This is a genomic window from Bradyrhizobium sp. USDA 4353, assembly GCF_054063215.1.
This window is the reverse complement of the sequence record NZ_JBSSGB010000001.1, coordinates 5,022,894-5,044,144: the sequence shown is the minus strand read 5'-3', so window position 1 is coordinate 5,044,144 and position 21,251 is coordinate 5,022,894. Positions and strand designations below refer to the sequence as shown.

The window sequence follows — 21,251 nt, the reverse complement described above, 5'->3', positions numbered from 1 at the left end:
GCGGATGGGCCCGGACGCGAGCGGCCGCATGCGCCCGGATGCAGCGTCACCCGCACACGCGCCACACCGCGATCTTGGACCCGGACCCAAGCGCGACCGGCTCCAAGAAGTCGGGCGCGTCCCCCCGAACCAATTTGGCTTCCAGCCCCTCCGGAGCGCGTTCGATGATGTCGCGGTTTGGCGCTGTCCGGCAGATCACGACGTAGTCGACATGTTTCTCCCTAAGCATCTGACGGGCGGTGGGAGCTGACGCAAGCATCAGCCTGAGCATGGCGAGGTTGCCGTCGTTGTTGCGATGATACGGCCCCGCGAAGACGCTATGGTCGGTGTCGACCAGGATGGCCGGACCGAGATCGACCAGCGCCATGACGCGCCCCCTCGGAAGCTGCTTCATGGGAGCAGCGTCCGAGACGCTCCGACAACTCGACGCCTCCGAGGTGAACGCGACAGGGGACGGCGCGACGAGCCGGTCGATCAGCGGCTTTGCCGAGTTGCCCAGAATGCCGAACATCGCGGGTGAGACAACGAACGACAGCAGCACGAGGTTGCTTCCGACGGCGAGCGACCGCCAGACGACGGGCGCGGCCGCAGCAAAGATCGGTGCCGCGACCATCGCCGCCGCCGCCGCGCCACGCATCTCCCAGGCGCTGACCGCGATCAACGACGCGAGCGTCACGATCGAAAGCACCCAACGGAATCGCTCGCTCGGCTTCGACCGAACGAGCGCGACCACCGCGACGATCCACGCAATCGCCGGAAGGGCGTAGAAACCCGGCACATCCTCCGGCCCGATCCGGAGCATCGTCCAGAGCGAGACCGTCTCCTGCACCCTCTCCAGCCATAATGATGTGACGAGCGGATCGAGCGTCGCGTAGGGCGCTGCCAACGCCTCCGGAAACAACGAGACGAAGGCTCCGACCAGGACCGCGCCCATTCCGATCGCGACGGCGATGCGCAGCCACAGACCGGAGCAGTAGCGATCAATTCCGACCATCAGCAGCAAGCCGGCACCCCCGCCGACGGTCAAAACCAGCAGTGGCCCACCGAGCGCGTCCAACACCGGCAAGGCCAGCCCTCCCGGAGGAAGCAGAACGAGGGCAAGACCCAACGACGATGCAGCGAACGCCAACGCGAACGCCGAGACCTGACGGGCGACGGGCGCGCCCCGCCAGATGAAGAGCCCGGCCACAGCAATTCCCGTCGCCGCAATTGCCGGCAACATCTCGACGCCGATGGCGAGCGAGACTGACGCCGCAATCCCCGCAGTAGCCGCTTTGGCCGCGCTGCGTTCGAGCTGGACGGCGAAAAGAAGCATCGCCAGCACCAGGACGATCTGCGCGTTATGATGGTCGATGGCGCCAGGACGAAAATGAACCAGGGCCGGGGTCGCCAGCAGAGCCAGAACGGCTGCGGCGATCATCGGCGCGACAGCGCCATCGGTCATCTGCCGTGCAATCGCCGCGGCCACGGCGACCGCGATGGCGAGCAGCAGCAGCGGCCAGACATACAGCGTCACCATCTCGGCGGCGGACGTTCCGATCAGAGGCTTGAGCAGCCATATGCATGCGGCGACAGGGAGATCGACGAGCCGCGACCAATGCATCAGGATGCCGGACGAGCCCAGCCGGTACTGATGGAGATCAGACCAGGCCTGGCCGTTCATCCAATCGCGAACTTCGACCAGCCGCATGAGATCGTCGGTCGACATCGCGTCGAACACGCCGGTCTTGATCGACAGAATCCCGGCCGACAGCACCAGCGTCAATCCCAGCACGGCCATCAACACGATGGCACTTTCCTTGCGCCGCTCTCTGGGGAGGAGACTTGAAGCTGAAACGAGGTCTGACATGGCCTGCACTCAAGGATCAAGACGTACGAGAATCACGGCCAATCCCAGCCGGAGGATCAACGACACGGCCGCCGGATCGTGTCTGCTTCAAGAAGACGGCTCCACGATCGCCTCCGCCACTCAACCTGCCCATCCCCGCTCGAGCCCTGCAAGGACCGCCCTGCCCTCCCGCCGATCAATGACGGCCCGAGGCGGCGAGCAGCAGTGCGCGCGGCGGACACGGGCTGGCCATTTGAGGCGGATGGGCGCGCGACCTCGCTTCGTCACTCCCATGGCCAGCAAGCTGAAGTCATCCCCTGCCAGCGCCTGTGGTGCTCGTAACCGGCTATCCCTCACGCCCGACCACGAGGAAGCCATCCCTTATCGGAACGGCCGATCCAAGCCTCATCGACCGGCCTGCTCCCGATCCCAATCCGAAACACACTCTGCTCGCAACGCTACGAACAAACGCCTAACGTAGTATGAATGAGCAAGCGCGACGTCCCGATCTGCGCGAAAGGGCCTTTGCTGACCGGTCGTTACAAAGCTGGCGTCACTCGGCAGTCCTGGGCCACGGTCACTCCAAGGCAAAATAGTAGCGCCATTCGGTGCCCATGTTGTCGTCCGTCATAGCCGCCTTGCCAGCGGTCTGCTGCAGCAATTTCGGACAATGCTCGACCGATGAGCTTTCAGGACCGTAATTGTCCATCAGATCATCCAGCTTCGATGTCTCTTCCGCCTTCGAGACATTGAACAGAGGCTCTCCATCGATCGAGTAATTCTGCAGGACATGTCGCCACCGCTCATAATCGAACGCGATGGGAGCCTGGGACACGACCATATGATTGGTAAAGCGCGCGCCGTACGGGAAGACAAGGCATGCCGTCCTCTGCGCGCGCCTCGAATCCGTTGTATTGAAAAAGAGAACTCCTTGCGGATTGAGATGTTGCTTAGCCAGCCCCAGAAACTCGGTCGAGAGCAGGTTTGTGGCATTTGCCCGAAAATGCCACGTGGTGTTTGAGACGATCGCATCGAAGCGCCGCTCAGGGTTGCGGACCATCCAACGGCGTCCATCGTCCTGGATGATCCTGACCTTCGGATTGTTCAGAAGTGACTTGACCTCGGACCGCTGAGCAATCAGTTCGACATAGCCCTTGTTGATTTCGACGATGGTCAGCGACTCCACCGCCGGATTGTTGGCGATGACTTGAGCCCACGACCCTGACGACAGTCCGATCATGAGGACATCTCGCGGCATCGGATGAAACAAGCTCAGGGCGTAGGGCCTGACGATTCCATTCCAATCCATCTTGAGATCTGTATTGAAGCGTCCGTCATACATTCCCGTGCCGAACACCGTTCCGTCGGCATCGACAGTAATGATCCCGCTCCGGTTTTGAACGACCGCGGCAAACGCGTGGTCCGAGATCTTCTTGGTCTGAAGGTTCTCAAGGACTCGGTCCGCAAGAAGCGGAAGAAGAGCAAGGCCGACCGCCAGCGTCAGAATGGCATAACTCCCGTATCTCAGGCGCGTTGATGGCGCCAGGTTCACGGCAACGGCCAATATCAACGTGCAGAGGCAACCGAGCAACAACAGCAGTGCGGAGATCTGCGTCAGTCCCAGAAGATCAGTCAGAATGAAACCGGTCAGCACCGAGCCCGCGGCGCAGCCAACGATGTTTGAGCAATACAGAAGCGCAGCCCGCATTCCGACTGCACCATCGGCCGCAAAACCGAGATGCGCGAGATAAGGCAGCAAGGCTCCCCATTGCCGGGCGATGACGTACACCATCGCGATGGCGACGCCGGTCACGCCTGCGCCGATCCAGCTGGCTTGAGCGATCAAGGGCAGAAACAACGCACCGAAAACGTTTGCCCAGATCAAGTCGACGACAGCGCGGGACCTGACTTCAACAGGCGGACGCTTGTCGCAGGTCTCAGCAGCTTTCTTGGCACCTCCCGCGATTCCAGCGAGAAATGCACAAAGCGTGAGGGCGAACGCAATGGATGTCGAACCCGACGCAAAGGAAACGACCCGGAACAGGAAGATTTCGTAGGATAACGAGACAAAGCCGCCAAGCGCCGCCAGCGCCGAGGCCAAGAGCACCCCCAGCACGGGGACGCTGACGACCCGGTCAGCAGAGCTCGGCACCGGCTCGACAACTGATGACATACGATTGCCGCGAGCCAGGAGTGCGCCGGCGCCGACCGCCGCATTGATTGCGGCGGCGACCCACACGGCGGCGTGCATCCCAAAAAATGGGAAGAGCACGGCGGCGCATATCAAGCACGCGAGGCTCGCGCCGAGTGTGTTGACGTAATACAGCGTGCCGACTGAGCTGCCGACATTGCCGGAGGTCCTGGCCAGATACGAAACCAGGACCGGGAGGGTCGCTCCCATGAGAAGAGTTGGTATCAGGACCAGAAGAAGATTGACGGCTGCAACGGCAGGCAAAGACCAGTTCAGGACAAGATGCCCGACCACCTCAAACAGGGACAGAGACCCCACCCCGAAGATGGCTGTCGAGAGCTCGATTAGGCCGAGAACCAGCAAGGCGTCGACCGTTCGGCGTCGCGTCAACCATCCACCGAAGAGACTTCCGAGTCCCAAGCCCAGCATGAAGGCCGTGACGACGATCGTCACCGACTCCGTATTGACGCCAAAGATGCGAAACAGGCTGCGTTGCCATGTGAGCTGATAGATGAGAGCCGGGATTCCCGACAAGAAGAACAACGCGTGGAGAAGACGGAGTCGCATCGCCGGGCTGGATGCCCGCAGGGCGGCCGATGTCAGCGCGAGGGAATTCATACGACGTGCATCTCCATCTCCGGCCTGTTGCCGGAGCGGCAGCCTACGCAGAAACTCTCAATCAAACATTGATGGATCGATCATCCACATCCGCGTCAGACTTCGGACCTCGCGCGAGCCATCCGACGGCTTGGGGTGTCCGCCAGAGGAATCCCTGACTTGTCATTCGTGTTTGACTGACGGCAGGCGCCCTCAGTTGCGATCGCACTGCCGGCCGTCCAGCTCCGCATCCCCTTGCTCGGTGCCCATTGTTCAGAACAACTTTCAGTTGCATCCATTCCATACGCGCGGGAGACAGGCCCAAAGCAGACGTTTCGGTTCCCTTTTGTGACGTTCCGGATTGCTTCGCACCGGTGAGCCATTGGACAGAGCACGACGCGGCAACGCATCTCTCGGCCGATCCGGAGGCCTTCAGATAGCTGAATACGCGATCCTTCCAACATGCAACCTTGACGCGATCGGACAACAACGCAGGCTCGAGCTTCGCGCGTGACGGAGACCACGCTCCTGATCGCTCCGAGTCATATTCGATTAAGCATCCTGCCACGGTATCAGCGTATCTTACTCGTTGAGGTTGATTTTGCGATCGCAGCCGGCGTAACAGAACACCGACGGGACATATTTTGAAACTCTTTGACATGTGAGAGCGGACGACAATGTCGGACACCGCATACGGCCGGCTATTGCCTCATTCCGACCGTCTCAGGTCGATCCTCACCAGCATCGGTCGCAGTCATGCGTACGATAGCGTCGAAGCCAGGATCGCCTGGAGCGTGTTTCGCTTGAATTGGCTAGTGCTGGCGGGCCTCTGGGCGAGCTTTGCGTTGTGCCTGGCGCTAACGGATTTTCGGGCTCGGCCGCTCGGCTATCTCATCGTGCTCTCCGTCACGATGTTCTACGGCTACATTGGCTACTCGGTTGCACGCTCGGGTGCGCGCGCCGAGCCGTGGCTGTTCTCGTTTCTCACGGGACTGGCGCAGATCATTCTCGCGCTCAGCGGGCTTGCGTCTCTCGCCCATATCGTCACCGCCGCATGCCTGCCGCTTCAGGACGCAAATCTGCTCGCCTTCGACCAAGGCCTGGGCTTTGACTTTCGAGCCTACCTTGCCTTCGTCAACATGCGCCCGTGGCTGATCATCATCCTCAGCCTTGCCTATCGCTCGATTGCATGGTCCGCCGTGGCGGTCGTTGTCGCCCTTCCGCTGCTGGGCCATTGTCGCAGGTTCGCCGAATTCAACCTCGCCATGAGCCTGACAGCGATCCTGACTTGCGGCCTGACCATGGTCGTTCCGGCGATCGGCGTTTATCACGCGCTGGGACTGACGCCGTCCGACTACGCGAATCTCGTTCCGGAAGCCTATTATGACACGGCGCGGCAGATGCCTCTGGTTCGCGAGGGCACGTTGCGCCTTCTGGATATCAACCAGCTCGTCGGCATCGTGACCTTTCCGAGCTTCCACGCGGCAGCAGCCATCCTCTACGGTTGGGCACTCTGGTCCTTCCGTTGGCTTCGCCCCTTCAACATCCTGGTCAACGGAACGATGCTGCTTTCGACGCCGATCGGCGGCGGGCACTTTCTGGCCGACATGATCGCCGGCGCTGCGATCGCCATCGGATCAATCCTGGTCGCACGAGCTGTTGCCACGCGGGTGGCTGCGCGTGATCCGGTGGGGCTGGGCCCACACCATGAGCGGCAGCGCTTCGGCGTCGCGGCAGCCATGACCTCCGCAGAGCACGATGAGTGCTATGCGCTGGGCCGCAACTGATCTCAGCCGCAGCTCTGCTTCTGCATGGCGACTGATGTGTTGCCACCGGTCATCAGCGATAGAAGCCGAGCACGGCTTTGGTCTCGAGATATTCTTCGATCCCCTCGGGGCCGTATTCCCGGCCATTGCCGGAACGCTTGTAGCCGCCGAATGGTGCGTTGGGGTCCCAATCGGGATAGTTGAGATGGACCTGGCCGGACCGGATCTGCGCGGCAACCATCTGCATCGTCTGCCGATCCCCGCCTTGGACATGGGCGCCGAGGCCATAGACAGTGTCGTTTGCGATCTCCACCGCCTCCTCCAGTGTATCGTAGGGAATGATCGACAGCACCGGGCCGAAGATCTCCTCCTGCGCAATACGCATGTCGCGACGGACGTTCGAGAACACCGTCGGTCGCGCGAAGAGCCCGACCGAGAGTCCATCCGGCCGCCCCGGCCCGCCGATGACGAGCTTGGCGCCCTCATCGAGGCCGACGCCGATCATGGTCTGGACGCGATCGAACTGCGGCCGGTTGGCGATCGGACCGTGGGTCGTGCTGACCGCGAGAGGATCGCCGACCACCAGCTCGGACGCGGCGGCCGCTGCCAGCCTCTCGACCTCCTCCAATTGTGAGCGCAAGACGAGCATGCGCGTCGGCGCGCTACAGGATTGGCCGAGGTTGCGGAAGGCCGCGCCGACGCCGAGCGAAACGGCCCGGCGCAGATCGGCATCCGGCAAGATGATGTTGGGCGATTTGCCGCCAAGCTCCTGAGCCACGCGCTTCACGGTGGGCGCGGCCGCCTGAGCGACGAGAACGCCCGCCCGGGTCGAGCCGGTGATCGAGATCATGTCGACCTCGGGATGCGCGGCCAGCGCGGCGCCGACGGTCGGACCTGTCCCGTGGACGAGATTGAAGACGCCGGGCAGCACGCCGGCATCCTGGATCACCTCGGCGAACAACGCAGCACTCAGCGGCGACAACTCGCTCGGCTTCAACACCATCGTGCAGCCCGCGGCGAGCGCCGGAGCGACCTTGGCGGTGATCTGATAGAGCGGCCAGTTCCACGGCGTGATGAGCGCGCAGACGCCGATGGCCTCGCGCATGATCGCGGTGCTGCCGCGTGCGGTGATGAACGGAAAGGTCGCGAGATTGTCACGCGCGGCACGGACATGCTCGGCGGCCAGCGGGACCTGCGCTTGACGCGCATAGCCGATCGCAGCTCCCATCTCGCACGTCAGTGCCTGCGCGAACAGCTCCTGTCGTTCGAGAATCAAAGCGAGGATACGCGTGAGGAGTGCGGCCCGCTCCTCGGGGCGCGTGCGTGCCCAGCCGGGAAAGGCGCGACGCGCGGCGCCCACGGCGTCCTCGACATCCGCCTCGCTGCCCAGCGGCAGGGCGGCCACCACCTCTTCCGTCGCGGGATTAACGATGGGAGCATGCTCCATGCCATCCGGCTTGCACCAGTCGCCGTCGATGAAGAACGAGCCAAGATGGCGCGCCCTTGTCAGATGCCGGATGGGGTTGCTCATTGAAAGCGATCCTTGATGCGGTAGTAGGCGCCGACGAGAGGCAAGAACCATGGCTTGCCGAGATGGCCGGGAATGGCGGGCCAGGCGAAGTCTTTCCAGGGATTCAAGGCGGCCCGGCCGTCCATGACCTCGGCCATGATCGTCCCCATCAGCGTCGACATCTGCGTGCCGTGGCCGCTGTAGCCGATGGAGTAGTAGATGCCGTTGCGTTCGCCGGCGCGCGGCAGGCGGTCGCGCGTCATGTCGACCATGCCGCCCCAGCAATAGTCGATGCGCGCGTTATGCAGCTCCGGATAGACATCGTGAAGCGCGGCGCGCAGGATCCCGCCGCTCTTCGCGTCAGAGGCAGGATTAGACACCGCAAACCGCGCCCGGCCGCCGAACAGCAGGCGATTGTCGGGCGTCGTGCGGAAGTAGTTGACGAGGTTCTTGGTGTCGACCGCATTGCGCCGGCGCGGCAGCAACCTGTCGAGAACATCTGGGGGCAACGGCTCGGTGACGATCAGGAAGGCGCCGACCGGCACGACGCGGCGACGGATCCAGCCGAGTGGACCCACCTGCGAGATCCCACTGGCAAGGAGAACCTGCTTGGCCGTGAAACGGCCCTTAGGGGTATCAACGAGGTGGCCGCTGCCGGGCGCGGCCGTCAGACCGGTCATCGGCGTGCGCTCATGAATGGCGACGCCGCGCTTCGCGGCCGCTTCCGCAAGGCCTCGAACGAAGCGCCCGACATGCATCGCCGCGCTTTTGCGATAGACGAGGCCGCCATAGTAGCGATCGGACTCGATCTCCGAGGCGAGATCCTCGCGGCGCACCATGTGGGTGTCGGGATCGACGTGAGCGGCGAGCAATTCCTGTCCGCGCGCCAGCTTGTCGTAATGCTCGGGCTTGGCCGCGAGCTTGATCTTGCCGACACGGACGAAGCTGCAGTCGATGCCCTCTTCGGCGACGAGGCGCTCGACCATGTCCACGCCGGCGTCGAAGGCGCGATAGAGCCTGTCGGCGGTCTCACGCCCGAGCTTGTCGGACATCACCCCATAATCCTGGGCGAAGCCGTTGTTGCACATGCCACCGTTGCGACCCGAGGCGGCGTGGCCGATCGTCTCTACCTCGAGCATGATGACGCGGGCGCCCTTTTTCGCGAGCGCCAGTGCCGCCGACGAGCCCGTAAGGCCGCCACCGATCACCGCCACATCATATGTGCCTTCGATCGGACCCTTTGCACCGCCTGCGAACGGTGCGGAGGTGTCCAGCCAGTAGGATGTGAGCTTCATCTGTCACCGGGCTCGAAGAAGGACGAGAGAGGATTTGCTGTGTGCCAATCAACTACCAGCCGCGGATGCGCGGCCACTGGGCTTCGATCGCGCCGCTCTGGCCGGCGACGACATGGTAGCGCTCGTGCTGTGAGGCCGTGGCGCAGGCATGGTTGGGAAGGATGCGGACCTTGCTGCCCACAGGCAGATCCGGCAGCGGCTCGGATGAACCGGAGCGGATCGCGAGCGTCCCATGCTCCTGGCTGGCATGGGCCACGATCAGGTCGGGATAGATCCGGCCCTGGAGATCGCAGACCAGGCCATAGCCCTGGTCCACGCGCTGGCTTGCCGTGCCACGATCGCGCGAGAGCGCCATCCAGCCGGCGTCGATCATGATCCAGCCCTTCTCGGGCTTTGCCCCGATGACGGTGGACAGAACGGAGAGGGCTATATCATCGGTCGAGCAGACGCCGACGCCGTGCATCACCAGATCAAAGAACATGTAGACGCCCGCCCGCACTTCGGTCACGCCGTGGAGCGCGGCGGCGAAATGCGCCGTGGGAGTCGAGCCGACGCTGACGATCGGGCATCGGTGTCCGGCTGCGCGCAGTCGCTCGGCCGCCTCGACCGCGACGGTCCGCTCATTCTCGGCTGCGGCGACGAGTGCGTCTTGCGCATGGAGCGCGTAGGATTCGCCGGCGTGAGTGAGCACGCCCGCCAGCGACGAGCCGCTGTCCGCCAGCGCCGCCGCGACGTCGAGCAGCGCGGGGTCATCGACTCGCAGCCCGCCACGATGGCCATCACAGTCGATCTCGATGAAAGCAGCCGGCGTGACGCCCACCGCCCGTCCCGCCTCAGCCAGGAAGGCCGCCTGCTCCACCGTGTCCAGCAGCACCTTGATATCCAAGCCCGCCTTACGCAGGCTCATCGCGCGACTGGCGGTGTGAGGCGCGATCCCGACCGCATAAGTCATGTCGCGGCAGCCGTGGCCCGCGAAGTAGTCCGCCTCCGCCAAGGTGGAGACTGTCACGGGTCCCGGCCCGTTCGGGAAGGCGCGCCGGGCGACGTCGATCGACTTGGCGGTCTTCATGTGCGGACGCAGCGTGACGCCGAGATCCGTCATGCGCGCTGCGAGACGCGCGAGATTGCGGTCCAGCCGGGTCCGATCGAGAATGGCGGCCGGAGTAGCGAGGCCTTCGAGGCTCGCAGGCGCGGCGTGCAGCATGCCGGTTCTCCTAATTGAGCGACTGGTTCGACAGCGCGAAGACCCGAGACGGCCCGCTCGGCGGCATCGTGCCCCGCACCATGGTGAGCGCATAGCTGACCTGCGGCAGGCCGATCGACTCGAGCCAGGAAGACAGGCCGCTATCAGCCGCCGTATCGATCCGCACAAATCGGCCTTCAAGCCGCGACAGCGCCGCCTCGATCAGACGGCGGGCGTCACCGTCTGTCGGCGCGATGACGGGGCCGACCACGTGCCCACGGCCGAACAGGCGCGAGACGGCATAACCGGCGATGTCGCCCTGCCGCAGCAGGACGTGTGCCTCACCGACCTCCAGGAGCCGCGCGAGCAGCGGACGCCGCTGGAAGCCTGTCGCCTCGGCGTCGAGACGCGCAACGGCCTCCAGATCGGACGACGACAACGGGCGCACGACATCAGGAGGACGCGTTTCAAAGCGGCCGACGGGAGTGCCCTGATGCTGGTGGACCGTGCCCGCCGGCCGGAAGCCGCGCCGGGCATAGAGAAGCTGGCCTTCCGGCGTGGAGTTCAGGAGGACGGTGCGAGAGCCTGACGCCGCCAACATCCTGTCCATCAGCATGCCGCCATAACCGCGCCCCTGGGCTGCGCCTGCGACGATGATCATGCCCATGGTGGCGCAGTCCTTGCCATAGGGAAACCACGCGGCGGTGGCAATGACCTCGCCGTCACGCTCCAGAACGAATCCCTCGCCGAGCTGCAGGGCGAACGCCCAGTCCTCGATCCGGTAAGGCCAGCGCATGTCCTGGGACAATTTCAGGGCGCCGGGAAGATGGCGGTTGGAGAACGGCACGAGCGCGACGTCGTTTGCCGCGGTCGCTCGCTTCCGGAAGTCTGCGGTTGTCATGCTGCTGTCAGGCGTCTCAATGAGATCTCGAACAACTCGGAGGACGTCCCATCGGTCTGATGGTGATGGGAGATCCGTTCGGCCTACCCATCCAGGATCGAACTGGCGGTGCGTCACGGCGAGTAGAGTGATCCGGGACCTGCAGAAGGATCGACTGCAGACCGGACCGTTTTCGATATTATCTTCCGAAAGTCCTCAGTCTACGGCGCGAATAGCCGGGCCGTTTCTCTACCTTGAGCGCCATCCCAAACGGAGGCGCGATGATGGAGGAGATCCCGACGAGACTGGTCACGTGCCCGTCCGTCGCCGGCGTGCCGCGTGCGCTCGGCAGCGCGTGCCTCACGATGATCCTCGCGCCCGGTGAAAGTCTCTGCGCATGAGCGGTCGGCCGGTCTTCCTGTTCAACTCGACCGCCGAACGCGCCGCGGTGTTCCGCCAAGCCTTCGCACGCGATCTCCCGGACATCATCTTCGCGGACGATGCGGCAACGGTCGATCCCGACGACGTGCGCTACATCATCACGTGGAAGATTCCGGCAGATCTCGACCGCTACCGGCGATTGGAGGTCGTGTTCTCCATCGGCGCGGGCGTCGATCAGTTCGACGGAGCGGGTCTTGCGGCCGGCATCTCCGTGGTGCGCATGGTCGAGGACGGCATCATCAGCATGATGCAGGAATACGTCGCGCTGTCGGTGCTGGCGCTGCATCGCGACTGGCCGGCCTATGCCGCGCAGCAGAGCCAAGGGATTTGGTGCGCCTTGCCGGCCTGCCAGGCGAGCGAGCGGCGCGTCGGCTTCCTGGGCCTCGGCATCCTGGCGCAGGCGGCGATGGAGCGCCTCAAGCCGTTCAGCTTTGCCTTGGCCGGCTGGAGCCGCTCGCCACGGACGATCGAGGGCGTCGAGTGCTTTCACGGCGCGGCACAATTGCCGGGCTTTCTTGCACGGACGGATATCCTCGTGTGCCTGCTGCCGCTGACGGACGAGACGCGCGGGTTTCTCAATGCCGACCTGTTCGCCGGCCTGCCCCGAGGGTCGGCCCTGGTGCAGGTGGGGCGCGGTCCGCAGCTCGACACGTCCGCGCTGCTAGCAGCGCTTGATGCAGGACACCTCACAGCCGCTGTGCTCGACGTCACCGATCCCGAACCGCTGCCTTCGGATCACCCGCTCTGGCGCCATCCCAAGGTGACGATCACGCCGCATGTCGCGAGCGTCACCCAGCCTCATACGGCGGCCCGCGCCGTGATCGACAACATCCGCCGCCATCGCGCCGGCCAGCCGATGATCGGCCTGGTCGATCGCGCGCGCGGCTACTGAAGCCCTCATCCATCGCACGCGGAGTCACGCATGTCGCTTCTCATCCCGATCGATCCCAATCCGACGTTCACGCCCAAAGACGCGCTCCCGCTGCCCGAGCGACTGATCTCCGGCTCGCCCAAGTTCAAGACCTGGGCCCAGGATGACTCGCGCGGCGAGATGATCAAGACCGGGATCTGGGAAGCTACGCCCGGCGAAACCCACTCGATCAAGGGGACCACGTTCGAGTTCTGTCACATCCTGTCGGGGCTGATCGAGATCCAGGAGACCGGCGGCGACACCTTCACCTTCCGGGCCGGCGACAGCTTCGTGATGAAGCCGGGCTTCGTCGGCATCTGGCGCACGATCGAGACCGTCCGCAAGATCTATGTCTGCGTCTACGAGTGACGGTTCGCCCGCGAGCGGCGTCATCCGCTCCGTCGTCCCGAGCACGCCTCCAACTATAGGTCCCTGAGACGCCCATGAAGTCCTACACCATCGCCCTCGTCCCCGGCGACGGCATCGGCCCGGCCGTCATCGACGCAGCCTGGAGCGTGCTTCAGCGCGCGGCGTCGCTGCGCGGCTTTGCGCTCACGGCCACGCGCTTCCCCTGGTCGTGCGCCTTCTATCGGGAGACAGGCGCGATGATGCCTCTTGATGGCATCGAGACACTGCGCCGCTTCGACGCCATCCTGCTTGGCGCGGTGGGATGGCCCGCCGAGGTGCCCGACGCCGTGTCCCTGCACGGGCTGCTGCTGCCGATCCGCAAGGCCTTCACCCAATATGCCAACATCCGCCCGCACCGGCTGCTGCCGGGCGTGAAGGGCCCGCTGCACGCTACGAGCTTCGACATCCTTTGCATCCGCGAGAACACGGAAGGCGAATATGCCGGCGCCGGAGGCCGGGTGCATGTCGGCACGGCCGACGAGGTGGCGGTGGAGACCGGGATCTTCACCCGGCGCGGCGTCGAGCGCATCCTGCGCTTCGGCTTCGAGCAGGCCAGGGCGAGAGGCGGACGGCTCGCCTCGGTCACCAAGTCCAACGCCCAGAAGCATTCGATGGTGTTCTGGGACGAGGTCACACGCGCGATCGCAGCGGAGTACCCGGACGTCGAGGTCACGCCCTACCACATCGACGCGATGGCGGCGCGCATGGTGATTGCGCCTGATACGCTCGACGTGGTCGTGGCCTCCAATCTCTTTGGAGATATCCTCACCGATCTCGGCGCCGCCATCCAGGGCGGGCTCGGCTTTGCGGCCGCCGCCAACATCAATCCCGAGCGCACCGCGCCTTCGATGTTCGAGCCGGTGCACGGCTCGGCGCCTGACATCGCGCATCTTGGCATCGCCAATCCGATCGCCACCATCTGGTCCGGGGCGATGATGCTGGAGCACCTCGGCGAGCGAGAGGCCGCTGCCGACGTCATGCGGGCGATCGAGGCCACCACGGCCCGCGGCATTGGCGCAGAGCCCGGCAAGGACAAGACAGATGCCATCGCCAACGCCGTTCTGACGGCTCTCGGCTAGCAAGGACATGGGACCATGCAATTGAACGACACCGGCCTGCTGCGCTTCCAGGGCCTGATCGACGGCCGCTGGCAGGACGCGGCCTCGGGGGCGACCTTGGAGGTGCTGGATCCTGCCACGCAGGCCGCGGTCGGGACCGTGCCGGACATGGGCGAGGCCGAGACGCGCGCCGCCATCGATGCCGCTCGCCGCGCCTTCGCGCCCTGGAAACAGAAGACGCACGCCGAGCGCGCCGCCCTCCTCGAGGCGTGGCACGCGCTGATGCTTGAGCACGAGGACGACCTCGCGCGCATCCTCACCGCCGAGCAGGGAAAGCCGCTGGCGGAATCACGGGCCGAGATCCGTTACGGCGCGAGCTTCGTGAAATGGTTCGCCGAGGAGGCGCGACGCATCGGCGGCACGACGATCCCCTCGCCCACGCCTGACCGCCGCATCATCGTTCTGAAGGAGGCTGTCGGAGTCTGCGGCATCATCACGCCGTGGAATTTTCCGAACGCGATGATCACCCGCAAGGTCGCGCCTGCGCTCGCGGCAGGCTGCACCGTGGTGATCAAGCCGTCGGAGTTCACGCCCTACTCGGCTCTCGCGCTGGGCGTGTTGGCCGAACGTGCCGGCATTCCGGCCGGCGTCATCAACATCGTGACGGGCATGCCGACCGACATCGGCAAGGCGCTCCTGGCGAGCGAGACGGTGCGCAAGATCTCCTTCACCGGATCGACACGGATCGGCGCGCTCCTGATGCGCGGCGCGGCCGACAGCATCAAGCGGCTGAGCCTCGAGCTCGGCGGCAACGCGCCCTTCATCGTGTTCGACGATGCCGACCTCGACCTTGCCGTGGAAGGGGTCGTCGCCTCGAAATTCCGCAACGGCGGCCAGACCTGCGTGTGCGCCAATCGCATCCTGGTCCAGGCAGGCGTGTACGACGCCTTCGCCGAACGGCTCGCGAGCCGTGTGAAGGCCATGAAGGTCGGCCCCGGCACCGAGGACGGCGTGACCATCGGCCCGATGATCAATCCCGCAGCCATCGCGAAGATCGAGCGGCATGTCGCCGACGCCAAGGCCAAGGGCGGCCGCATCCTCGCGGAAAGCGCTGACATCCCGCCCGGCGCGCAATATGCACGCCCTGTCGTGATCGGAGAAGCAACGACCGACATGCTGCTCGCCTCCGAGGAGACGTTCGGCCCCGTCGCCCCTCTTTTCCGCTTCCAGACAGAGGACGAGGCGATCGCGATCGCCAATGGCACGCCGTTCGGCCTCGCCGCCTATTTCTACACCGAGGGACTCTCGCGCGCCTGGCGCGTCGGCGAGGCGCTCGAATTCGGCATGGTTGGTCTCAACACCGGAGCCATCTCCACCGAGGTCGCTCCCTTCGGCGGCGTCAAGCAGTCGGGTGTCGGGCGCGAGGGATCCTATCTGGGCATCGAAGAATATCTCGAAGTGAAGACGTTCCACATCGCCGGCATCCGGCCGAGCGCGTAACCGGCGTTGGCGCCGGAGCGTGCCCTGACTGAGGCGTCCTCCGGCTCGGCCGAACCGATGAGCGTTGATGAGAGGCCAACGTATTCGCCATCGTCCCGAGCTCACACGGGGAGATGGCGATCAGCCCGCGTCCCACAGGCTCCGCCTCGAGACCTGTCGAACGTGACGTTCGGCGCAGGGGATCAGTTGAAGGAGTGGCCGGCCAGGCCGTAGACGATCGGGTTGCCCGCGACCTCGTTCAGGAACGGGCGTCCCTTCCACATGCTGGTGACAGCTTCGCCGGCGACGAGCCCGCTGCGGGTGAGGAATTCCGCGAAGGCGCCGTGTGAGCGCGTATCCACTCGAACAAATCGTCCCTTGAGCGCTTCCATGTGAACCGCCGCAAGATGGATGGCATCATCGTCATTGGACGCGACGATCGGTCCGATGACATGCCCTCTGCCGAACTCGCGGCACATCGAGTAGCCGACGATCTGACCGTGACGCCGGAGCACACGCACGCTCGACACCTCGGCCAAAAGGGTGAGAAGGCGCTCACGATCCACCCCGAATGCAGCCAGGTCGAGCGGCATGATCTCGCTGATGGCCTCCGCCGGTAGCTCCTCGAGACGACCATCCACGGGGGATAGAGACCCTCCACTCCACGAGACCTCGCCATCGTAGAGCTGAACGATCGCCTCCTTGATGAAGCCCAGGGAGTGATAGAGGCCGTAGGCCGCCCTCGTCGCGTTGAGACTGAGGCGCCGGGACCCGCATTGCGAGAAGACGTGGTCCATCAGCCAGCGTCCGTTGCCCTGCGCCTGCGTGCGCGGCACCGTAATCACGAGGCCGATCGTGGCGAAATCATCGCCGTGAGGAAACCACATCGCGCTTCCGAACACGCGCCCGATGCCGTCGACCGCCACGATCCCCCTGCCCGCCCGGCGCATGAGCTCCAGATCGTTCGGGCGGTGCGGCCAGCCGACGCTGATCGTGAGAGCGTGAAGCAGCTTGAGATCGACGGTCGCGATGTCCTGCGGAAATAGCTCGAACGATGTCAGGCGCACGAAGTCTTGCATCCTCAGATCCCTATCGCCTTCCATTGGTGCAGCCAAGAACGACATCAACACGACACATCGTCTACAAACCATCCGGAGTTCCGAGCCTGCCTGCTGCCACCGTGTTGTCGAAGGCTATTTCTCAGCCGGCGGACTGTAGATGATAGAACGGCGACATGCGCGAGCGCGATAGCATACCTCTTCTGCGGGTCGCAACGTCGCCGCTCCGCCGCGAGTCCTTTACGGACAAACTCATCTGCCGGCCTCCCACGATGATCAGTTGATCCTACGAGGTTGCGGCCGCCTTTCGCCGACATTCTGAAAAAAATAATACTATTTTCGTTTTTTTCGAATTTACTTTTCTCTGTCTTCACCCCGGCCCGCCGAGAGGGGCGCATCGCGATCGTCACGAGACGTGGGCCGGAGATGCGGTGGCTGCGAGCCGGCTGCAGCGGGCGTCATGCTCGCCGACGAACGGCAGGCCTGCGGACGTGAAGACGCGTGGTCCTGGCGCCCCGAGGCTGGCGCCAAGTGGTCTGGTGATGATGATCCGGACGGCGACCGTGGCTCACAGGCCGGACACCGGGGAGCGCGACATAAGCGTGAAAACCATCAGGCGGGGAATGCCGGGTGTTCTCGGCTGAACCTGTGGTGACGGCCGCCTGCTTTTCTTGTCGCAGGCGGGCCATGGGTGCGGCCAGGGCCCGGCATTCCCCGCGCCCTCTCACCTTGAGGGCGGAACGACCGGCAAAGCTCGGACGCCCTGGCGCCGCGGGACCATAGCGTCACGCCTAGCACAACTGCCGTTCTCAGAACGAACAGGAAACAGATTCAGCTTTTAAAGGAGAGAGGGATGGTGCGCTCGGAGGGACTCGAACCCCCACGGTGTTACCCACTGCCACCTCAAGGCAGCGCGTCTACCAATTCCGCCACGAGCGCTAAAAGAAGCCGGCGCCAGAGGAAACAGCGGCACCGGATCAGTGGCGCCCGTGTATCAAATCGATGTCGGGGGGACAAGGCCCGCCCTGCCCTAAAATACCGGATTGTGGATGGTTTTCGCAGGCGCCCGGACGGCTATCGCGTGGTCGGCGTCGGCGAGCGCGGCAGCATCTGCTTGACCTCGACCGCAATGCGGTTGCGGTCGACCAGCACCACGCCGTTGGCGATCGGCAGATTGTTGGCGAGCACCTTGACGTCGTCGGCCTCGGTCGCGTCCAGCTCGATGATGGCGCCGCGGGACAGCCGCAGAACCTGGTGGATGGGCATTGAGCAGGTGCCGAGAACGACCATCAGGTCGACTGTCACTTTATCGAGGGTTGACACTGCGAGAGCACCGAAGTCACTGGATTCCGTTACCCGAGACATCACCATGTTGTGGTTAGCCAATGGTTAACAGCCGCGAAACGCTCGACCTCTCCACCTTCGCCGGACCGCCCGGCAATGCGGCGGCGTGGCGCATCTCCGATGCTTTGGTCGATTACGCCGAGGCGACCGCGTTCATGGAGGCCCGGGCGGCGGCGATCGCGGCCCAAGAGGCGGAGGAGCTGGTCTGGCTGCTAGAGCATCCGCCGGTCTACACCTCCGGCACGTCCGGCAAGCCGGAGGATCTGCGCGACCCGCGCTTTCCCTTTATTGCCACGGGACGCGGCGGCCAGGTCACCTATCACGGCCCCGGCCAGCGCGTGGCCTATGTCATGCTCGACCTGAAGCGGCGCCGGCCGGATGTGCGCGCCTATGTCGCGGCGCTGGAGGAGACCATCATCCGCACGCTCGACGCCTTCAACGTGCGCGGCGAGCGGCGCGAGGACCGGGTCGGCGTTTGGGTCAGGCGACCCGACAAGGGCCAGGGCTTCGAGGACAAGATCGCCGCGATCGGCGTGCGGCTGAAGCGCTGGGTCACGTTTCATGGCATCGCCATCAATGTCGAGCCCGACCTGTCGCACTTCCAGGCCATCGTGCCCTGCGGCGTCACCGATCCGCGCTACGGGGTCACCAGCCTGGTCGATCTCGGGCTGCCGGTGACCATGGCCGATGTCGACGTGGCGCTCCGGCAGGCGTTCGAGAGCGTGTTCGGCGCCACAGTGGCCGCCCTGCCGGAGACCGTGTGATCTCAGGCGGCCGGCTGCGGCGGCACGCCGAGCCGGCCCGCGACATAGCGGCGCTCCTGGCTCAGGCCGCCGAAGCCATAGGCATCCGCCTTGACCTCGTCGACATGCAGATAGGTCTCCTGATGCAGCGGACCGATCAGCTCGGCCATGCGGGCGAACACCGCGGCGAGATAGGCCGCTTTCTCGTCCTTGGTGTTGGTGCCTTCGGTGACGTGGATATCGATCCAGTAGCTGGCGAGCCCCTGCTCGGCCAGCGAGGCTCCGCCGGCGAACCAGTCGGCCGGATCGGCCTCGGAGACGATGACCGCGGTGACCTTGGGATCCTTGCCGAGGATGCCCGCGGTCAGCGCCGTGACGGCATCCGCGATGTCCTTCTTCAGCGCAGGTGAGCGATGCGAGCTCGCATAGACAATGTTGATCAGGGGCATGGGTCGGCTCTTTCTCGTGAACGGCGGCAAGCCGCCTTACGATCCAGAACCTAGCGCGTGGCCCATCATTTCTGTATGCTATCATGAGAGATATCAATGATAAGCAATTGAAATGACGCCGACGCTCGACATCGCCGCGGTCCGCACCTTCCTGCTGGTCTCCGACCTGCAAAGCTTCACGCGGGCGGCCGAAGCGCTGGGCACGACCCAGGCCGCGGTCAGCCTGAAGCTGCAGCGGCTGGAGGCCGTGCTCGGAAAGCGGCTGCTCGAGCGCTCCCCGCGCGCCGTGCGACTCACGGCCAACGGCGCCGCCTTCGTCGAGAACGCCCGCGCTCTGGTGACCGCGCACGACGCCGCGCTGGCCGCGGCGCCCCGGATCCGTCCGCGCTTGGCGCTCGGCATAAGCGATCATGCGGCGGGCCCGGAATTGGTCCCCATGCTGCAGCAGTTTCACGCCATCACCACCGAGCTCTCGTTGTCGGTCGGCATCGGCTTCTCGCGCGACCTGCTCGACCGCTATGATGCGGGCACGCTGGATGCGATCATCATTCGCCAGGAAGCCTCCCGCCGCGGCGGCGAGACCCTCGCCGACGACGAGTTCGGCTGGTTCGCAAGCCCGCGATTTCGTGCGCCGGCAGGCACGCCGCTGCCGCTCGCGACGCTGGCTGCGCCATGCGGCGTGCGCGCCCTTGCGGTGCGCGCGCTCGACAAGGCAAAGTGGCCTTATGTCGAAAATTTCGTCGGCGGCGGCGTCGCTGCGGTCGTGGCCGCCGCACAGGCCGGGCTTGCGGTCGCACCGCTGGCGCGCCGAATCGCGCCGGCAGGTCTGGTCGATCACGGCCCAGCTCTTGGCCTGCCCAAGCTCGGCCGGTCGAAGGTCATCCTTCATGCCAAGGTCGGTGACGCTGCAAAGCGCGCAGCGTTGCGCACATTGGCGGCCGCGTTCCGGAGCGCTGCGCCGGCGAAGTAGTTTGACGCGGAGCCACCGTCATGTAGCATAGGTTAACATTCGAAGCTCAGGAGAAGCGGCTTGAACCGTCTCTTGACCGCAACTGACCTTGTCAGCGCTTCACCACAGCCGAGCCCGGCGGCCACGGGCGTAGCCGGCGTTGCTTCGAGCAGCGTTGCTTCGAGCGGCCTGGAACCCTTGCATCGCCATGCTTTGATTCGCACCTCCAACGCCGAGGTGCTGCGCGATCTCGCGGGCCGCAAGCTCGGCGCCGAGCGCATCGACTTTCGCCACGCCGAACGTTTCGAGGCGGTCGTCAACCTGATCGAGCTCCAGACCATCGGCCTCGCCTTCGGCACCACGACCTGCGACATGGTCTGCGACCACCGCCCGGCCGATTACATCCGCCTGCAGATCGCCATGAGGGGACGCGCCGTCAGTTGCGCCCGCGGCGAGGCGACCGATGTCAGCGAGCAGCAATTCGCCGTCGCGCCGGCGGGGGTGCCGTGGCAGATGGCCTGCCAAGGCGGCCACCGGCGGCTCACCTTGCGGCTCGATCCGAAGGTGCTGCACGAGCGGCTCGCCGCTCTCATCGGCGTGCAGCCGCGGGCCGACTATGCAATCGACCCGGCCATCCCGTCCGCCGATCCGCAGGCCCGCAGCCTGCTGCGGCTGCTTGAATTCCTCACCACCCAGCTCAGCGAGCAGGACGCCGCCTTTCCAGTTGCCGTTTACCGCGAGCTGGAAGACGCCGTGCATGTCGCCTTTCTCTGCGCCGCCCGCCATCGCTTCCGCGAGATGCTGATCGATCCGGCGCCGATGCCGGATTTCGGACTGGTCAAGCGGCTCGAGGACTACATCGAGGCCAATTGGCGCGAGCCGATCACGATCGAGCGCCTGGCGCGCGAAGCCGGCGTCAGCGCGCGCTCGATCTTCCGGGTGTTCGAGCGCGTCCGCGGCTATTCGCCGATGGCCTTCGCCAAGGCGGTGCGCCTGCGCCACGCGCATGAGATGCTGCGCTCCGGCGATCCCGGCGTGACGGTGGCCGTCGCGGCGGCGGCCTGCAACTTCGCCAATGCCGGACATTTCGCGCGCTACTACCGCGCCACGTTCGGCGAGCTGCCATCGGCGACGATGGCCCGCGCCGAACGGCGCTGATCCG

17 protein-coding genes and 1 tRNA gene are annotated in these 21,251 nt (G+C 65.0%); 8 read left to right on the top strand and 10 right to left on the bottom strand.

Going from position 1 to position 21,251, the window contains the following annotated elements; translation table 11 throughout:
- Positions 1-46: 46 nt before the first annotated feature.
- Positions 47-1,849 carry a hypothetical protein gene (locus tag ACVILH_RS22750; protein ID WP_456714877.1) on the bottom strand — a complete coding sequence of 601 codons (1,803 nt, stop codon included), beginning with the start codon at positions 1,847-1,849 and terminating at the stop codon, positions 47-49.
- Positions 1,850-2,405: 556 nt separating this feature from the next.
- Positions 2,406-4,637, bottom strand: a complete 2,232-nt coding sequence (locus ACVILH_RS22745; RefSeq protein ID WP_456714876.1) for a spermidine synthase — start codon at positions 4,635-4,637, stop codon at positions 2,406-2,408.
- Positions 4,638-5,293: 656 nt separating this feature from the next.
- On the opposite strand from ACVILH_RS22745, the gene ACVILH_RS22740 reads away from it, so the two are divergent.
- Positions 5,294-6,403, top strand: a complete 1,110-nt coding sequence (locus ACVILH_RS22740) for a phosphatase PAP2 family protein (RefSeq protein ID WP_456714875.1) — start codon at positions 5,294-5,296, stop codon at positions 6,401-6,403.
- A 52-nt stretch (positions 6,404-6,455) separates the two neighbouring features.
- On the opposite strand, the gene ACVILH_RS22735 is transcribed toward ACVILH_RS22740, so the two are convergent.
- From ACVILH_RS22735 to ACVILH_RS22720, 4 genes are read right to left on the bottom strand one after another with little or no spacing between them, the layout of a single operon-like run.
- Entirely contained in the window at positions 6,456-7,913 is a 1,458-nt protein-coding gene (locus ACVILH_RS22735) for an aldehyde dehydrogenase family protein (protein WP_456714874.1), read from the bottom strand.
- Positions 7,910-9,187, bottom strand: a complete 1,278-nt coding sequence (locus tag ACVILH_RS22730) for an NAD(P)/FAD-dependent oxidoreductase (protein WP_456714873.1) — start codon at positions 9,185-9,187, stop codon at positions 7,910-7,912. Before ACVILH_RS22730 ends, ACVILH_RS22735 begins: the two co-directional genes overlap by 4 nt.
- A 52-nt stretch (positions 9,188-9,239) precedes the next feature.
- Positions 9,240-10,391, bottom strand: coding sequence for an alanine racemase (locus ACVILH_RS22725; protein ID WP_456714872.1), 1,152 nt, complete (start codon positions 10,389-10,391; stop codon positions 9,240-9,242).
- A gap of 10 nt (positions 10,392-10,401) precedes the next feature.
- Positions 10,402-11,271 carry a GNAT family N-acetyltransferase gene (locus ACVILH_RS22720; RefSeq protein ID WP_456714871.1) on the bottom strand — a complete coding sequence of 290 codons (870 nt, stop codon included), beginning with the start codon at positions 11,269-11,271 and terminating at the stop codon, positions 10,402-10,404.
- Between the two features lie 376 nt (positions 11,272-11,647).
- Here ACVILH_RS22720 and ACVILH_RS22715 point away from each other — a divergent pair, with 376 nt between their 5' ends.
- From ACVILH_RS22715 to ACVILH_RS22700, 4 genes are all read left to right on the top strand, one after another.
- Positions 11,648-12,583 (top strand): 2-hydroxyacid dehydrogenase, encoded by a 936-nt coding sequence (locus ACVILH_RS22715; RefSeq protein WP_456714870.1) that lies wholly within the window; start codon positions 11,648-11,650, stop codon positions 12,581-12,583.
- A gap of 30 nt (positions 12,584-12,613) precedes the next feature.
- On the top strand, positions 12,614-12,970 hold the full coding sequence (locus ACVILH_RS22710) for a cupin domain-containing protein (RefSeq protein WP_456714869.1): 357 nt from the start codon (positions 12,614-12,616) through the stop codon (positions 12,968-12,970).
- Positions 12,971-13,044: 74 nt separating this feature from the next.
- Complete coding sequence (locus tag ACVILH_RS22705) at positions 13,045-14,088, top strand: tartrate dehydrogenase (protein ID WP_456714868.1); 1,044 nt, start codon at positions 13,045-13,047, stop codon at positions 14,086-14,088.
- Positions 14,089-14,103: 15 nt separating this feature from the next.
- Positions 14,104-15,567: an NAD-dependent succinate-semialdehyde dehydrogenase gene (locus ACVILH_RS22700; protein WP_456714867.1), complete on the top strand. Its 1,464-nt coding sequence runs from the start codon at positions 14,104-14,106 to the stop codon at positions 15,565-15,567.
- Positions 15,568-15,749: 182 nt separating this feature from the next.
- On the opposite strand, the gene ACVILH_RS22695 is transcribed toward ACVILH_RS22700, so the two are convergent.
- From ACVILH_RS22695 to ACVILH_RS22685, 3 genes are all read right to left on the bottom strand, one after another.
- Positions 15,750-16,625, bottom strand: coding sequence for a GNAT family N-acetyltransferase (locus ACVILH_RS22695; protein ID WP_456714866.1), 876 nt, complete (start codon positions 16,623-16,625; stop codon positions 15,750-15,752).
- An 833-nt stretch (positions 16,626-17,458) separates the two neighbouring features.
- A tRNA-Leu gene (locus tag ACVILH_RS22690) sits at positions 17,459-17,543 on the bottom strand.
- A 135-nt stretch (positions 17,544-17,678) separates the two neighbouring features.
- Positions 17,679-17,969 carry a FliM/FliN family flagellar motor switch protein gene (locus ACVILH_RS22685; RefSeq protein WP_371507592.1) on the bottom strand — a complete coding sequence of 97 codons (291 nt, stop codon included), beginning with the start codon at positions 17,967-17,969 and terminating at the stop codon, positions 17,679-17,681.
- 20 nt (positions 17,970-17,989) lie between these two features.
- Here ACVILH_RS22685 and lipB point away from each other — a divergent pair, with 20 nt between their 5' ends.
- Positions 17,990-18,712 carry a lipoyl(octanoyl) transferase LipB gene (lipB, locus tag ACVILH_RS22680; protein ID WP_456714865.1) on the top strand — a complete coding sequence of 241 codons (723 nt, stop codon included), beginning with the start codon at positions 17,990-17,992 and terminating at the stop codon, positions 18,710-18,712.
- Between the two features lie 2 nt (positions 18,713-18,714).
- Here the strand turns inward: lipB and ACVILH_RS22675 are convergent, their stop codons facing one another.
- A complete protein-coding gene (locus tag ACVILH_RS22675) occupies positions 18,715-19,140 on the bottom strand; it encodes a tautomerase family protein (protein ID WP_456714864.1) in 426 nt (141 codons plus the stop codon).
- Positions 19,141-19,252: 112 nt separating this feature from the next.
- On the opposite strand from ACVILH_RS22675, the gene ACVILH_RS22670 reads away from it, so the two are divergent.
- On the top strand, positions 19,253-20,110 hold the full coding sequence (locus ACVILH_RS22670; protein WP_456714863.1) for a LysR family transcriptional regulator: 858 nt from the start codon (positions 19,253-19,255) through the stop codon (positions 20,108-20,110).
- 192 nt (positions 20,111-20,302) lie between these two features.
- Positions 20,303-21,247 (top strand): AraC family transcriptional regulator, encoded by a 945-nt coding sequence (locus ACVILH_RS22665; RefSeq protein ID WP_456714862.1) that lies wholly within the window; start codon positions 20,303-20,305, stop codon positions 21,245-21,247.
- Positions 21,248-21,251: the final 4 nt, after the last annotated feature.